Genomic DNA, 15,310 nt, shown 5'->3' with positions numbered 1-15,310 from the left:
TGCCTTCGATTGACCGTTTGGTCAGGAAGAGGTCAGCATGCTTTTTAGTTTTAATATGTAAAGAGTTTTTAATATCGACGTAGGCGTCGATGTCATGATGCAAACAAACATCATAACCATTGATATGGAGCTTAGGGAATGAAAAGCCAAACTAAAGCAGCATTATGGGGTAGTGTAGCGCTTGCAGCGCTCGCTGTGAATACACCTGTAATTGCGCAACAAATTACATCGACGATCCAAGGTACAGTATTTGCACCTGATGGATCTGTAGTTGCTGGTGCAGCGGTAACTATTACAGACACACGCACGGGCGCGAGCACCAGTGTTACAACAAACAACAACGGTTTGTTCAGTGCACGTGGTCTTGCAGTAGGTGGGCCATACACGGTTCGCGTGTCATCTTCACAATACCAAGGTCAAGTAATCACTGGTATTTCACTAAGCCTTTCCGGTGGTGCTGATATCGATGTAAACCTTCAATCTGCAAACTCTGATATTGAAGAGATTACGGTAACAGCTTCTGCTTCTATCGTGACAAATGTTGCCATTGGCCCAAGCTCTTCTTTCAATCTTACAGATATTGAGACTTTGCCTTCTGTTAGCCGTCAAATCCGTGACGTTATTCGTCTCGACCCACGTGTGAACATTGCACGAAGTGGTGGCGGTCAAGGTTTCCAAGCGAACTGTCTCGGCGGTAACTCTCGTGGTAACGCATTCACAATTGACGGCGTACGCTCTGGTGACGCATTTGGTTTGAATGCTTCTGGTAACTCAGCACGTAACACATTCCCGATCCCGTTTGATACGATCGCGGCTGCTGCTGTTGAATTTTCACCGGTTGATGTTCAGTACGGTCAGTTTACAGGTTGTGCGATCAACGTAACAACCAAGTCTGGTAGTAATGAATTCCACGGGTCTGCATTCTTCCTTTACACAGGTGATGGCCTTACTGGTTCAACTATTGATGATCCAGCGGTTCCTGGACCGATCGAAGCTGATTTCGATAACTATAACTGGGGCGCTGAACTTGGCGGTCCGATTATTGAAGACAAGCTTTTCTTCTATGGTTCATACGAAGAAACTGATGCTGGCGGAATTCAAGACGAAGGTATTGGCGCTGGATTTGCTAACCAGATTACATCGATCTCATTGGATGAAGCAAACCGAGCTGCTGCCGCTATTCAGAATATTTTTGGCCGCGATGTTGGTGAACAGGTAACAACTCTTCCTGCAACAAGCCGTCGTTTCTTTGGCCGTGTTGATTGGAACGTTGCTGATGGGCATCGTTTGGAAGCGACTTACACAAGACTTGAAGAGCTATCAACTTTTGGCGACGCAATTGGCGGTGGCCGTGGTGAGTTCACATTCTCTGATAACTTCCAAAATGTTGGTTCAAATTCAAACGCATACCGCGTAGCGCTTTTCTCTGACTGGACAGACAATTTCTCTACTGAGATCCGTGCTTCACGTATCGAAGTTGAAGATATCCAAAACCCAATTGGTGGTGGTGAGCAGCAGAGCGACAACCCAATTCCACGTGTTGCTATTGGATTGCCATTTGCTAACGAATTCTTTGGTCAAGACTTTGCTTCTGGCCCAGGTATTTTCCGAAGTGCAAACCAACTTGATACAACTGTCGATCAGATTAAGATCGCGGGTACATACAATTCTGGTAACCACCAGATTACTGCCGGTTATGAGCTTGATAGCCTAGACGTATTCAACCTTTTTGTTATCAACGCAACAGGTACTCTGTTCTTCAATAGCGTTGACGATCTTGAAGCTGGTAATATCCGTGCAATCCGTCAAAACGGTTCATTCTCTGGTGATATTAACGACGCAGCCGCTGCGTTTACACGTAATATTCACTCACTCTACATCCAAGATGAATGGCAAGTAACTGACAGCCTACAAGTTGTTGCAGGTCTTCGTTACGATTTCTACACATCTGATGATGCGCCAAATCTTAACCCTGTTTTCCAAGAGCGTTATGGCTTTGCTAATAACCAAGGCCTCGACGGCTTTGAAATTTTCCAGCCGCGCCTCGGTGTGACTTGGGAATTGCCGGATAACTTTGGTGAAACAACATTGACAGCTGGTTGGGGACGTTTTGCTGGTGGTGATCCAACAGTATGGTTCTCTAACGCATTCCAGAACTTTGGTGGTACAATTGGCCTTGGTGATGCTGGTGATAGCTTTGGTTCAAACGATGTTTGTACAGATGCTGATCTTGCGAGCACTATTGTCAATGGTCAATTCCAGGGTCTTCCTGCTTGTTTGGCTGCTGAGCAACAACTAAGAACTGGTGCTTTTGACTCAGACGTTGCTGCGACTGATCCAAACTTCACACCTCCAAGTGTTGATCGCTTCAATATTGGCTTAACGCACTACACTCAGGATACAGGTATTGATTTCTTCAACGACTGGAACATCCAGATTGATGCTATCTATAGCCGTAACCGTAACGCTGTTGACTTTATCGATTTGAGTATTGCTCAAAATGGTACAGCGCCTGATGGTCGTCCGATCTTTGCTAATATTGATCCACTCTTGGCAGGTTGTAATGCTACGCTAAGTTCTGATCTACGTAGCTATAACAACCTTTCACCAGAGTGTTTTGCTGGCGCTGATGTTGGTCAGAATATTCTTCTGACAAACGCTGTAAATGGCGGTGGTGATGCCCTGTCGATTTCTGCACAGTTCGGTAAAGAGTTCTTGCTTTCAGACACAGGAACACTTGATGTTCGCCTCGGTTATGCATTCTCTGACGCAAATGTTGGTAACGCAGGTAACTCATCAACTGCCGGTTCAAACTTTGAAGAAGTAACAACTTCGAACTTTAACAATGTTCCAGTTGCTGACTCTTTCTTCAATAACCGCCACAACTTTGTACTCGCTGCAACATACCGCAATGAGTTCTGGGAAGATCTAGCAACAACTGCGGGTGTTTTCTTCCGCGTAAACACTGGTCGCCCACTTAGCTTCGTGTTCGACAACGATACATCTGCTGATACATTTGGCGACTCTGATGATGAAGCACGTAGCTTGCTTTACATCCCAACTGGTCCAAATGATCCATTGGTACAGTTTGCTGACGGTTTTGATGTAGATGGTTTCTTCCAGTTCCTAGCAGATAATGATCTTACTCAGTTTGCAGGTGGCATTGCTCCTCGTGGTGCAATTACACAGCAAACTAACGCAGATATCGATCTTCGCTTTACGCAGGAAGTTCCAACACCGTTTGACGGCCACAAAATTGAGCTATCGCTTAACTTTGAGAACTTCTTGAACTTCATCGATAGCGGTGCTGGTGTTCAACGCTTTATCAACACAAGTAACACAGCTGAAGGTGTTGATGTTCTTGGTGCGACTATCAACGATCAGGGACAGTTTGTATTTGACGACTTTAATGCAAATGCTGTTGATGTTGATGTGGATAGCCTTGATACACTATGGCGTATTCAGGTTGGTGTGAAATACAAGTTCTAACCAACTGATTAAAACGAATTAAAGAGAAAGCTCGGGGTAACTCGGGCTTTCTTTTTATCTAGAATAAAATTGGTATCTAGAGTAAGACCAGATGGTTGCTGCGAGGGGTAGTTTTATGACTATTGATAACGGAGGAGACGGCCCCGGTCGTCATAAAGCCGGAATACGCCAAGAGAATGTTATCAAGATTTTGGTGGCCGCTGAAACGGTTTTTGCGGAAAAGGGCTTTAATGGTGCGAGTGTAGATCTGATCGCTAAGCGAGCGGGTGTTCCCAAGCCGAATGTCTATTATTATTTTGGCAGTAAAGAGACTTTATATCGAAAAGTTGTAGAAGATATTTGTTCGATTTGGTTAAAAGCGGCAGATACATTTGACGATATCGATGACCCTGTTCCTGCATTTAGGCACTATGTTGCGTCAAAAATGGAGCTTGCTCGAAATCGCCCACATGGGTCTAGATTATGGGCCATAGAAATGGCGAGTGGTGCCCCTTTCATTCAAGGTTATCTGACCAATACGGTTAAGCCATGGCTAGAAAGTCGGGAAAAGGTTATTGAACGGTGGGTTAGCGAGGGTAAGTTAAAGCCTGTTAAAGCGCGATATCTTTTTTATATGATTTGGGCAACTACACAGCATTACGCAGACTTTGAAGCACAAATGATTGTAATGAATGATGGTCAGCCATTAGATGAGCAGCAATTTGAATATGCAAAAGAAACAGTGATTGCGTTAATCCTCAAAAGTTTGGATTTGCAGTGATGCTAGTCACTCAAGGTTTCGAGTAGGGTTTTTGTCGCCTGTTCTCGGTTGATCGTTGTTGATCGAGAATACGGTGTTTGTGCATTATATAAAAACCCGTCTTCAAATATAAAGTCTGTTCTGGATTGATCAGTAATGACCGCAAAGCCATTCGGGTAATCGTAATCACAATTTGCTAGGATTATTGAATTGTTATCATCAATGGTTTTTGCAGATAATGATAACGAACTTAGTGCGTAGGGCATAATGTCAATATGACTTTTGGGCCATTGGGTGTTATCCTGTAATACAGGGCTAATGATAACTAAAGGTACCTTAACCTGTTCCGGACTTAGGCGACTGCTATGCCCAATTATGCCATTTTCCAATAGTTCTTCACCGTGATCAGATGTAATGATGACGAGCGTATCATCGAGCGCGCCTGTTGATTTTAATTCCCCAAGGTAAAAGCCAATATTGTTATCAACTTCTTTTATGGCGCTCAGATACTGTTCATAAATGGATTTGTTCTGTTTGTTCGTGCTGGAAGTATATGGGAAATGCGTGTCGCTAAGATATGTAACGTGAAAAAAAGGCTGCTTCTTTGCTTGATATTGCTGAATTTTATTGAGGCTATCAACTATTGCCATCTCATCTTTATTCGGCTGCTTTGAGGGGACAATGTGTCGATTTGCCTGTCCCGCATAAACTGTACTAGCAGTATCATACCAGTCGAGTGTTTCGGCTTCACTGGTGGAAATCTGATATCCCTCAGAGATAAGCGTTTGGATAGGTTGAACTACCACAGGTGCCTTACGAGCTGAGCTGAAATTTGTCGGTAACTGCCCAGAGAGTAAACTATATATACTAAAGTGCGTGCAATTGGATGTGCTGTAATGATTAAAAGATCTGAATTTTAGATTATATGACCAAGTTGCAATGTTAGGAGCTAGGGACGGGGTCTTCATAATATCCTGGCCCCGTAAGCTATCGGCAATAATGATCAGGATGTTAGTTCTCTGATCTAAAGTGGCTTCTGATAAAGTACCATCTGATATTTGTCGTTCAGATATCGACCGTGAACGTGCAAATGGATTGTCGGTACTGGGTTCAAACAGTATCGATAGGCCTTTTTTGATATAGTAAGGGTGCGGTGTTACCAGTATGGAAAGCTTGCGTTTAATATAAACAGTTTCCAACTCTCCAAAGTAATATCCTATAGCATATATTGCTTGGGTGCAGGTAAGTGACGCGAATAGTGCGCCTATTACATGACCATATTTAATCGAAATCTTGTTCTGCTTTCTGCGAGGTAAATTATAAAACTGCAGGAAGTAAACAAGCGTAACTATAGCGATAGCTGTAATCAAATAGCTGACGAATGCCATAGATGAGTTAGTTGCTTGTTGAAGCAAGCTAGCAAAAACAAAACTATTCAAATGTAAGCCCGTTAACTGATTAATTATTAATTCAGTTAATAAAAACAGTATCCATAATATGGTGGCCAGAACTGCAAGTTTATCATTCAATTTTCTTAAAAGCGATATGCTTAAAAAACTTAATGACACCACAAAAAGGTAATTACTGATCGCGAGGGTTGCACTGAATAAGCCACTTATGGCTTTAATGTGAAGAATTGCCAGCAGAACTGCAATGCACACGATGTGTATACGGTTGATGGTAAAAGAACTTCTGAAATAATGTGTCATAGGCTACAGAAATCTGTATGCTTTAAAACACACGCGCGTACATTAAGTCAGTTCTGTAAATAGTGGGCTTATCGTGTCTAAGCGGTTATTTGCTATCGATAATGTTTCTAAGCCAAGTGATTGCCCGAGAGCAGATGCTTGCTGTGTTGCGTCTTCCTCAGAAAATGATTGGTTGATATCTAAGCCTTGAAGCAAGGATTGTTCGATTAGCTCTGATGGGCCAAATTCAACAATTTCTGTTGTTTCAATATCTGTATTTGTTGCTGCACCTTCAGGCGTTGTGACTGTATCAGTCTCTTCACTCGTGGCTGATTGATTTGTACGGTTTTGAATCGACTGAAAACCTGCTGCTATGCCGGTTGTTGAACTAATAGGGCCTGCCATCATGTATCACTTTCGTATAACTACATAACTTTTATATTAGTGTACTTTTATGCCTGAATCTATTGAAATGATCAAATTACGGTATTTTGATAGACGCTTTGTGAATTTTAGTTGGGCAATTAAAAACCCTACCTTCGTTAGAAGGTAGGGTTCTTTTTGGAGAGAAAGGGGCTGTTTTCCTCACCAAAAAATTTAAATCGGGTGGAGTTATACAGTAGGCAGAAAAATAAGCAAAGTAATCTTGTTCTGTTTCACCATTAATTTATCGTATTCAGGCGTTATTCTATATAGTTTTCTTGAAAGAATATTGTAACGGCCTAACTGAATGTCCATGTAATAGAAAATTAATATATTCAAATGAGGGGAAATAGCATGGGTGTTTATACGATGGTTGTGGTTATCGTTGCTATAGTATTTGTCGCGGGTACCGTTAATCGCTGGATTTCAGCGCAAAAGAAAATTGCTGAGGCTAAGAAGAGTGACGAAGCTATAAAGCTCATAAAGGAATTAGAGGAACGGGTTATAACGCTGGAGCGCATAACAACCGATAAAGGCATATCGCTTCGCGAGGAAATCGACGCACTGTAAGTTATGCGCTCAGTATAATTTGTGCTTCAGTTGAAATTTCACAAAAAATATTCAGAAAACTGTATTTTTCGCTACCCATTCCAGAAAGCATTTGCTAGGTAGTTTCCATCCTAAGAGGGCCCTTAGCTCAGTTGGTTAGAGCAAACCGCTCATAACGGTTTGGTCGCAGGTTCGAGTCCTGCAGGGCCCACCACTTTCCAGCTGTCCATTTTCATAATTAATGAGAATATTTTCATTTAAGCGAGAATTATTTTCACAATTAATGAGAATAATGGCCATATTTCTAAGAGGTCTACTAACGGCCACAAGCGGATAATTGAACTACCAAGGCACAGAATGTGACTCTAGAATATCGTCAGTACGAGTTTCTTCCATATTTGCTAGTTTAGTTATATTGGTATCTTTCACTTCTTCCTTACGCCATTTATCTCTCTTTTGCCGCAGAGAATTCATCTGGTCAGCTGCTTTACGACCCTGCTCGGATTTTGGTCCCACGATATGCTTTAATGTGCCTAGTTGGGCCAGAAGTTGCTGCGAAACTGATTCACGTTCTCCAAGTGTCTTTGAATCATGCAGGTCTTCCCAGAGTTTTTTTATACGTAGGTGTAGTGTTTGAGGCGCCACTAAATGTGCGCCTACCACGCCAATTCCTGTTATGAATACTGGTTTGTTCCCGGTGCGGTAGGTAATCTTATGTGATTTATGACCGTGTTTAGTAATTGTTTTGCGGATTTTCTTTAGCAGTTCACCCTCAATGAAATCACCAGAGATAGTCAGGTCGTCGACCCAAACGGAGTAATTTAAATCTCTTTTGGTACATTCATGTGCGATTTCATTAAACATCTCACGATGTACTAGCGATACCAGCACAGGTGTGAGTGGAGAGCCGAACGATACGACACCATCTACGGTTGCTAGTTTAGCAAGTAGTCCGGCCACATCTTCATACATCCCTAATGATTTTATCAGCCAGTTTTTGACCATCGCGAGTGTAGTAGATGGATAAAACTGTTTTAAATCTAGTGAAAGGTATTGCTGGCGATCTATATGGAGTGCTGCATTATCACGTTGCCCCCGCCCCTTTCTTGGGCTGAACAGGTATTCTGGCTGCTTTATTTTGTTTAAATGATATTTGAGCTTTTCGTGGATTACTCGTAGAGGTCCAACAGGATAGGCAAGGTCTCTTACCTTGCCATTTATCTCCTCGCTACGCTTGACTATGCATGTATCTTTATAATTCAAAGTCCTTCGAAGTTCGTCGCGCGTCATACCAAGCAGAGTTGCAAGGTCTTTCTGGGTTGGCTTCTGAGAAAATGGAGAGCGGTCAATTTCATAGCGCTCATATTTCTGTTTCGAACGACGCCTCAATGGTGTTTGACTTCTGCTGGGCTGAGCTTTTCTAAGAGCGATAGAGCTTTTTGTGCAACAATCAATTTACCTTTTCTCACCGGAGGTTCTCCTTCCATTTCTTCTGCGAAAAAGAGCAGTTGCGACATCCTAATATTAAGTCTTTCACTGTATCGTTCTAACACTTCCATAGTGACTGGTTTAGACCCACGTTCAATGTCTGAAATTAGGGATTGTGACAAACTCAGTAGATTGGACAGCTCAATCTGAGAGTATCCCCAGTAAAGCCGAACTAGCGTAAGCGCCTCATTAATCATGGGTCTTTTGAGTTCAGGCATGGCAATTCCTAATGGCTATTTTCGAGGTCGCACTCATTCTCGATCGAAAAAACGAACTAAGAAAGCCGCTACTCGCGCTACCAAGACAATAGCCGTAAAAAGCCAGTGCCAAGGGCGCTTTCGTGAAGGGCGCCGTCGCTGATGATGTTTGTTTGATCGTATCATTGTTAAACTCTCCTTCTCGCCAAATGTGGCGCCCGTAAGAAAGAGAGAATTGATCAGCGACGTTTGACCTCGAAGATGCCGCACCCAGTCCCGGGTGGGTGCGGCGCGTCGCCATTCCCCTAGCCGAAACGGAGTTGTCAATCGAAGACACTAAGTCTTCACAGGGCTCAAGGCCCCACATATGGACGGGTTCAATTTGATACCTAAACATCATGCTTAGATATATAGGAAGTCGGCTTATCAGAGTCAAATAAAATATCGCTGTATGCGATATTTTATTACTAATGGTTAATTCACAATAGCTTTACAAGGTTTATTGAGCACCTTCGAAAATGAATTGCTTGTTCATATATCATCTTTGGGTCGTGATCAGTTAAAACTGACGCATGAACATATTAATAGCTGAAGTTGAATTGCCTTTTGATGATCCATATTGAGTGCGGCTATTTGTTGCGAGGTCTATATATAGTGTTACGCCGTGTTCTGATTCGGTGTTTTGCAAGCTGAAACGTTCGTAACTAACGATGCGGTCAATTCGTTTAGATTATAAGGCTAAATTTTGATCGATTTCCTAACTTCTACGGAACTCTTCATAATTTTCAAACGACGTCCCTCCATCTAAGGCTTTGATTTACGGTGAAGAATTGAAATACTATCGTAAATAATTAGCAGTTTTTTATAGTATAAAAAAATATTAATTAATTCAAATACTTAGCGGTTATTTTAGCAGTTCTCTTGGGAGTTTCTCTTAGCGATTGACGGTAGCTAAAAAATAACGCAGCATTTCTGATGCCTTAAAATTGGGGTGTAAAAATAGGTATTGGGCGTCGATTAAGGGGAGGTATTATGAAAATCCATAAATAAAGCCGACTGAAGTTTTGCTGAACTTCAGTCGGCTTGTGAGATCCTCTCGGAAACTCTCAATGTCCTAAGAGGTTCTCATACATTCGAACGAATTGCAACTGGAAACATACTTTTCAGCGCGGTTCTCTATTAACTAATGTTAGGAGGCCTTGATGCCCGATGATTTTATGACCCTTGTGGGTTCTGAAAACCCTTCCGCATGTTCAAAATGTAGAAGATTCGTAAACTTTAAAAATATCGCAAAGAAAAACCCTATCCGTTGCGCTAAATGTGCAGAGATAGAGAGATGCGATGAACTTTTCGGCGAGCCGGCACGGGAAGTTGTCAGGAAAAATCCGGTGCGCGTGGTTGGCTGGCATGCCAGCCGCAAAATGCGATGCTTAATTGGCTGGGAATCTCAGCTTGAGAAAAAACATTTGGAATGGCTGGAAGTTGATCCCGATGTGCTTGCCTTTTATGCCCAGCCCTCAACAATCCGAACCCGTTTGGGGCGCTATACACCTGATGCCTATGTGGTGACGCGAACTAACTCTTATTTCGCTGAAGTTAAGCCAGATAAGGTCTATCATGATGACGATGAGATGGAGCGCATTCGGGGCCTACAGCGACATTTCAGGTTAAATGGCCATGAGCTTCGTCTGATCACATCCCAAACTCTATTAGCCAACCCGCTGCGCGCAAACGTTGAGCGCTTGATGCGGGAAGTACGGCGCAGCTTACCACAAGCCTGCTATGAGACTGGGGTTTATCCCTTTGAAGACGGACTAACGACCTTTGAGAAAATCCTGAATTCTGATGACTACCCGTACGGTGAAGCTGAGATTTTCAGGGCAATCGCTCACGGCCATCTCTGGATCGATCTGACCCAGACAATATCAGCAACCAGTACTGTTCGTATCTTAGCCGAGGAGAATACCCATGCATAAGATTTCTATTGAGCCCGGCCTTAAATATTATGACAACCAAACACCTTTTCTCATTAAAAGTGAGATTGAGAACCAGTTTCTCGTTGAGAATCTAAGCAATCATGACACTTCAATGATCAACCGTGTTGATCTTGAAATGAAGTTTTTCAATGCTGAGTATATCGTTGATCTTGATGCAATTTCGGTCACTGACCCCGTACCCAGGGCAATCGATATGCTCAATGCTGAGCAAAAGTTGGCGTTAGACCGGAAGTACAACTATGTCAGCAGGCTTGTGGGGCTGTCTGGCGGAAACATTAGCAAGTCGTTGGTAGCGGAAGTTATTGATGAGGTTGCAGCGTTGTACGGTGATACGAGACCTCCTAGTGTTTCAAGGGTATATGCCTGGCACAAACAATGGCGAGATGGCGGGCAAACGAAGTCCGCACTCCTATCAAAATCGCATAAGCGCGGGCCACAAAAGCCCTACATAAGCCGAGAAGCGCAAGCGCTGATCGATGAAGTTTTAAGGAAGAAGTTTTTAATCAGAGAGTCTCCAACTCTTATGTCTGCTTATCAATCAATTGTGGATACTTTCAAGGAATACAACGACCGCCATCCACTGAGAGAGCTCACATGCCCATCTTATTCAACTATTTATCGATATATAAAAGGCCTAGATTCTTATGAGGTGATGCTCAAGCGTAAGGGTAAGCAAGCTGCCGATCGCTTTTTCAAGAAAGTTGGAAAAGGCGTTGAGGTTGAAGCACCATTGGATTTGGTACAGATTGATCATACAATTCTCGATATCCACGTTCTGACACCCTTTGAGAATGTTGTTGCCAGGCCGACGCTAACCGTTGCTTTCGATGTTAAGACATCCATACCTATAGGTATCTATGTTGGTTTCGCGTCGCCTGGCTATGAGAGCGTTATGCTGTGCCTCAGGAATGCGATCCTTCCCAAAGATGTGCGGCTCAAGCAATTCGAATGGATCAAAAAGGATTGGCCATGTCACGGTGTCATGCGAGCTATTGTTCTTGATAACGGTAAGGAGTTTCACTCTGAACACCTCAAAGACGCCTGCAATGCGCTCGGGATAAATATTATTTATCATCCTGTTCGAGTGCCACATTACAAAGGGGCTGTTGAGCGGTTCTTCGGATCAATCAATACAGGCCTTCTATCCCAACTAAAGGGAAAAACCTTCTCGAACATTGCCGAGAAAGGCGATTATGACTCTGTCAAAAACGCGGCCATACCGATGGCTGCGTTTGAAAAGGCGCTCTATAAGTGGATTGTAGATGTCTATCTTAGACGCTTCAATACGGGCTTAGAGGATTACCCTATTGAAGTGTGGCAACGAGGGGTGAAAGAGTATCCTGTCGACCTACCAGCTTCGCCTGAAGATCTCATTATCCTGCTCTCCGAAGTGCAGTACCGTAAGCTCACAAGGAAAGGCGTCACAGTTGATAAGGTCTGGTATAACTCAGATGAATTGAACACATATTTCCGCGCATTTGGCAAAACGACGAAGATCAAGGTTAAAATTGACCCTTCTGATCTAGGGCAAGCCTACGTGTTCAATGAGAGATCTCAAAAGTTTATGACGGTACCGGCTATCGAATCCAAATACAGTGGCCTGAGTAAGTGGCAGCATAAAGCCACGCGAAAACTCCTGAATTTGAAACGCAAAACGGGCGACAAGAAATACAATATCAATGATGCTTTCATAGAAATGCATAGTCTGATAGATGAAGAAATTAAGTCATCCAAGAAGAAGCTGGGCAAGAAGAAATCAGGTAAGCGGGCAGCCAGGTACAAATCAGGGCAGAACGCAAAACCTCCAGTTAGGCCATCAGCAATCGATGAAGCGCTGAAGTCAATTGACACTTATGGAATTGAAGGTGGTCACGGCCAGGCTACGCCGACGATTGAGAATATGATGCTCCGCGCTAAGCAAGCTGGCCTGACGAACCTCTTTGGTCAGGAGGGTTCAGACAATGAATGATCTTACTTATAATTTTGACGAGAATGATCTTCTTGAGCAAATCGCAGGGATTGAACACCTGTGTTTCAACTATGATGAGTTTGCATTAACCCTTAAGAGAATTCAGCAGTTTTATAAACTGTCACAATACTCGGACACTACCAGTCTGATGACACTTTGCGGCGAGACAGGTGTCGGGAAAACCACAATCATCGAATGTTTCTGTAAGTGGGTGCAGGATACTGCACCCCATAAAAAGGTGCGTGGAGAAATCCTATCCATGTCCGTGCCGGCCAATGCAACACCGAAGGCACTCGCATCAGATATGCTGGTTAAACTCGGTGACCCGGCAGCAGACAAAGGCTCAACGATGAGTATGACGGATCGCATTATCCATTATATCAAGGAGTTGGATATTCCGATGGTCATCTTTGACGAGTTTCAGCACCTTGTGGAAACCAAGAGTGATAAGGTTCAGTATGCTACGGCCGATTGGTTGAAGTCCTTATTGAACGAAACGTCATGTCCGTTTTTGCTGGCTGGCCTCCCCAGCTTGCAGAATGTGTTTGATGCCAATGGCCAGTTGCAGCGCCGCTTGATTGGGCAAACATCTTTGAATCCTATGTCGATTGCAACACCGCAGTCCTTTGAAAAGTTTCAGCTTGTCCTGGCTATGTTTGCTGAACAGATGCCTTTCGACGATGCTGAATATATTTATTCAGAAACCTGGGCAAAGGCATTGCATGTGGCATCAGGAGGGGCCATTGGCCGCGTTGCCAAGATCCTTATCAAAACCTGTCTTAATGCACTCGAGCACGGTGATATCAAGCTGAAGAAGGTTCATTTTGAACATGCAGTCCATGAGCTGGCTCGTGATCTGGAGAAAGGTACCCTAGCGCCTGTTTATAACCCCTACAGCGTGGAAAAGGAGTATAAGCAATGATTTTGAATAAACACCTTACCTTGCCCCTTGTGGATGCTCCCAAGCCTTTTGAGAATGTTCCTGGTTATGTTATGCGGCTTTCAGAACTTAACCGTTATGAGAAGCCGAGATGGATCTACAGTCTTTTATCTGAGAAAGACCCCATTATGTCCTTCGCATTTGTGAGAGAAGCTGTATCGTCCTTATCCAAAATACTCGATGGGTTTGATGATGAGGTTGTTGCAATCACGTATGCTCGATCAAATACAAGTCGGTATCAAAATATAAGTTTTGGACGGTTTGGTGATATGCCAGCATCCCTCTTTGATCTACAAAACCCAAAGATATGTCCGGATTGTGTGCAGGAAACAGGCGCTATTAGCTCTGTTTGGGACCTGAGGTTCTATCATGTATGCTCTAGGCATAAGTGTTACCTCATCGACCGGTGTCAAAGACCAGGCTGCGGCGGTCGTCTAACATGGTGGCGCTCCAAAGTCGGTGTATGTAATAAATGTGATGAGCCTTTCACACATGCTCTTAATAACAAGGCGCCTTCAGATCATATGTTGGCCTTCTCTGAATTTATTGAGCGAGGATGGCCTATGCCATATTCTGCAGATGCTGAAATTGATTTTAATTGCGGAGGTTATAAATATTTTTGGCGTACAGTGCTGTTGCTGGCAGAACGCTTACTAGCAACTGATGACAGCATAGGAAAGTTAATGCCTACCTCAGCTTCAAATATTGCAGATGCAATTGCTAATGCATTGTTTGATTGGCCCAATAATTTTGAAGATTATTTACGGCAACTTCTAAAATGGGATGCGAGAGGCGGGAATGAGTTTTCACTCCGAAATGATACTCGCTTTGGCAGGCTATACCATAGGATTGTTGATGAACCGGGAGCGCAGTGTTTCCGGCACCTCCGTGATTCAGTAGAGCATTTTATTTACAGTTCTGAATATTGTTCCCGGATTACTGGGCGTGGCGGTCATAGTCTTCATGAAGCTAGTAAAATTCAGGAACAATTTCTTACTCGTAGTGAAGTTAAGGAAAGACTGTCGATGTCGTCTGCCAGGGTTATTAGGTTGTTTAATGATGGTACCTTTACTGGTCATAAGATAAAAATGGGCGATCAGCATGTGTACCGCATTGAAACTAAATCTGTGGAACGTTTTGAAGAAAGTCAGTAAGCCTCTGTAGTTGTAGGTGTGAGGTCATATTATGGTCTATATATTGGACAGGATGAATTCTCTATTTTTCCTTAAAATACATTATTATCTATGTTAATATATCTAAAATAACCAATAATATAGATATAATATGACCAAACGCCCCAACTATTCTGTTCAAAAAGCTTTAGTACAATTAGGCGCTAATATCCGACTGGCCAGAATTGAACGCCGTTATACAGTAGAGGATATCGCCAAGCGTATGCGGGTATCTTCGCAAACAGTTATGAATATTGAAAAAGGTAAGCCTGGCGTCTCGATTGGGAGTGTTGCTCATATATTAGCGATTTTACAAGCTCTTGACCAGTTGAGTGACATTCTTGATGTGTCTACTCGTGACCCGATTGGAGACTTATTGCGTAAAGAACGATTACCGAAAAGAGTGAGAAAAAAGAAGCGTCTGCAATCATCTCTGGATGAACCGCAAAGAATTCTGATCGAAAGTGATGGTGATGGATTGCTTTTCTAGTCAACTAGAGACAACTCACTATAAGATCAAACCCTCTCTTAATGTAAAGCCAGTCTGGTTACATTTTATCTGACGACGGACAGTTGGTTCGGACTTAAAGAAAGTAGAGAAATATAGATATGCGCTCTACAGATCAGGAAACTTTGTAACTGAGGGAAGCACGAAAAAA

The 15,310-nt window shown here is 43.1% G+C and carries 12 protein-coding genes and 1 tRNA gene; 9 read left to right on the top strand and 4 right to left on the bottom strand.

The window, feature by feature from the left end:
• Positions 1–138: 138 nt before the first annotated feature.
• Both KFF44_RS13650 and KFF44_RS13645 read left to right on the top strand, forming a co-directional pair.
• On the top strand, positions 139–3,489 hold the full coding sequence (locus KFF44_RS13650; RefSeq protein ID WP_255935118.1) for a TonB-dependent receptor: 3,351 nt from the start codon (positions 139–141) through the stop codon (positions 3,487–3,489).
• A 115-nt stretch (positions 3,490–3,604) separates the two neighbouring features.
• Complete coding sequence (locus tag KFF44_RS13645) at positions 3,605–4,249, top strand: TetR family transcriptional regulator C-terminal domain-containing protein (RefSeq protein WP_255935115.1); 645 nt, start codon at positions 3,605–3,607, stop codon at positions 4,247–4,249.
• Positions 4,250–4,251: 2 nt separating this feature from the next.
• Here KFF44_RS13645 and KFF44_RS13640 read toward each other — a convergent pair whose 3' ends face one another.
• Positions 4,252–5,937 (bottom strand): sulfatase-like hydrolase/transferase, encoded by a 1,686-nt coding sequence (locus KFF44_RS13640; RefSeq protein ID WP_255935114.1) that lies wholly within the window; start codon positions 5,935–5,937, stop codon positions 4,252–4,254.
• A gap of 42 nt (positions 5,938–5,979) precedes the next feature.
• Complete coding sequence (locus tag KFF44_RS13635; protein ID WP_255935111.1) at positions 5,980–6,324, bottom strand: hypothetical protein; 345 nt, start codon at positions 6,322–6,324, stop codon at positions 5,980–5,982.
• A gap of 369 nt (positions 6,325–6,693) precedes the next feature.
• Between KFF44_RS13635 and KFF44_RS13630 the strand changes: the two genes are divergently transcribed.
• Complete coding sequence (locus KFF44_RS13630; RefSeq protein ID WP_255935108.1) at positions 6,694–6,909, top strand: hypothetical protein; 216 nt, start codon at positions 6,694–6,696, stop codon at positions 6,907–6,909.
• A gap of 116 nt (positions 6,910–7,025) precedes the next feature.
• Positions 7,026–7,102, top strand: a tRNA-Ile gene (locus KFF44_RS13625).
• Positions 7,103–7,230: 128 nt separating this feature from the next.
• Here the strand turns inward: KFF44_RS13625 and KFF44_RS13620 are convergent.
• Both KFF44_RS13620 and KFF44_RS13615 read right to left on the bottom strand, forming a co-directional pair.
• On the bottom strand, positions 7,231–8,277 hold the full coding sequence (locus KFF44_RS13620) for a reverse transcriptase family protein (RefSeq protein ID WP_255935105.1): 1,047 nt from the start codon (positions 8,275–8,277) through the stop codon (positions 7,231–7,233).
• Positions 8,274–8,594, bottom strand: coding sequence for a helix-turn-helix domain-containing protein (locus KFF44_RS13615; protein ID WP_255935103.1), 321 nt, complete (start codon positions 8,592–8,594; stop codon positions 8,274–8,276). The genes KFF44_RS13620 and KFF44_RS13615 overlap by 4 nt, the downstream gene beginning before the upstream one ends.
• Before the next feature lie 1,181 nt (positions 8,595–9,775).
• Here KFF44_RS13615 and KFF44_RS13610 point away from each other — a divergent pair.
• The 5 genes from KFF44_RS13610 (at position 9,776) to KFF44_RS13590 (ending at position 15,141) form a co-directional block, all read left to right on the top strand.
• Positions 9,776–10,549 carry a hypothetical protein gene (locus KFF44_RS13610; RefSeq protein WP_255935100.1) on the top strand — a complete coding sequence of 258 codons (774 nt, stop codon included), beginning with the start codon at positions 9,776–9,778 and terminating at the stop codon, positions 10,547–10,549.
• The gene (locus KFF44_RS13605) at positions 10,542–12,539 is read left to right on the top strand and encodes a Mu transposase C-terminal domain-containing protein (RefSeq protein WP_255935098.1); all 1,998 of its coding nucleotides are present in this window, start codon (positions 10,542–10,544) and stop codon (positions 12,537–12,539) included. Before KFF44_RS13610 ends, KFF44_RS13605 begins: the two co-directional genes overlap by 8 nt.
• Complete coding sequence (locus tag KFF44_RS13600) at positions 12,532–13,461, top strand: ATP-binding protein (protein ID WP_255935095.1); 930 nt, start codon at positions 12,532–12,534, stop codon at positions 13,459–13,461. The genes KFF44_RS13605 and KFF44_RS13600 overlap by 8 nt, the downstream gene beginning before the upstream one ends.
• Positions 13,458–14,633, top strand: a complete 1,176-nt coding sequence (locus KFF44_RS13595) for a TniQ family protein (RefSeq protein ID WP_255935094.1) — start codon at positions 13,458–13,460, stop codon at positions 14,631–14,633. The genes KFF44_RS13600 and KFF44_RS13595 overlap by 4 nt, the downstream gene beginning before the upstream one ends.
• Positions 14,634–14,763: 130 nt before the next feature.
• Positions 14,764–15,141: a helix-turn-helix transcriptional regulator gene (locus KFF44_RS13590; protein WP_255935093.1), complete on the top strand. Its 378-nt coding sequence runs from the start codon at positions 14,764–14,766 to the stop codon at positions 15,139–15,141.
• Positions 15,142–15,310 lie beyond the last annotated feature (169 nt).

This window comes from Kordiimonas sp. SCSIO 12610, assembly GCF_024398015.1.
Classification (GTDB): Bacteria; Pseudomonadota; Alphaproteobacteria; order Sphingomonadales; family Kordiimonadaceae; genus CANLMI01.
The sequence above is the reverse complement of the archived record's forward strand: the minus strand, read 5'-3'. Positions and strand labels throughout refer to the sequence as shown.

What these genes read in the sequence shown, in the direction of transcription:
- KFF44_RS13650 (WP_255935118.1), top strand. Translation starts at nt 139, where the DNA reads ATGAAAAGCCAAACTAAAGCAGCATTATGGGGTAGTGTAGCGCTTGCA.
- KFF44_RS13645 (WP_255935115.1), top strand. Translation starts at nt 3,605, where the DNA reads ATGACTATTGATAACGGAGGAGACGGCCCCGGTCGTCATAAAGCCGGA.
- KFF44_RS13640 (WP_255935114.1), bottom strand. Translation starts at nt 5,937, where the DNA reads ATGACACATTATTTCAGAAGTTCTTTTACCATCAACCGTATACACATC.
- KFF44_RS13635 (WP_255935111.1), bottom strand. Translation starts at nt 6,324, where the DNA reads ATGATGGCAGGCCCTATTAGTTCAACAACCGGCATAGCAGCAGGTTTT.
- KFF44_RS13630 (WP_255935108.1), top strand. Translation starts at nt 6,694, where the DNA reads ATGGGTGTTTATACGATGGTTGTGGTTATCGTTGCTATAGTATTTGTC.
- KFF44_RS13615 (WP_255935103.1), bottom strand. Translation starts at nt 8,594, where the DNA reads ATGCCTGAACTCAAAAGACCCATGATTAATGAGGCGCTTACGCTAGTT.
- KFF44_RS13610 (WP_255935100.1), top strand. Translation starts at nt 9,776, where the DNA reads ATGCCCGATGATTTTATGACCCTTGTGGGTTCTGAAAACCCTTCCGCA.
- KFF44_RS13605 (WP_255935098.1), top strand. Translation starts at nt 10,542, where the DNA reads ATGCATAAGATTTCTATTGAGCCCGGCCTTAAATATTATGACAACCAA.
- KFF44_RS13600 (WP_255935095.1), top strand. Translation starts at nt 12,532, where the DNA reads ATGAATGATCTTACTTATAATTTTGACGAGAATGATCTTCTTGAGCAA.
- KFF44_RS13595 (WP_255935094.1), top strand. Translation starts at nt 13,458, where the DNA reads ATGATTTTGAATAAACACCTTACCTTGCCCCTTGTGGATGCTCCCAAG.
- KFF44_RS13590 (WP_255935093.1), top strand. Translation starts at nt 14,764, where the DNA reads ATGACCAAACGCCCCAACTATTCTGTTCAAAAAGCTTTAGTACAATTA.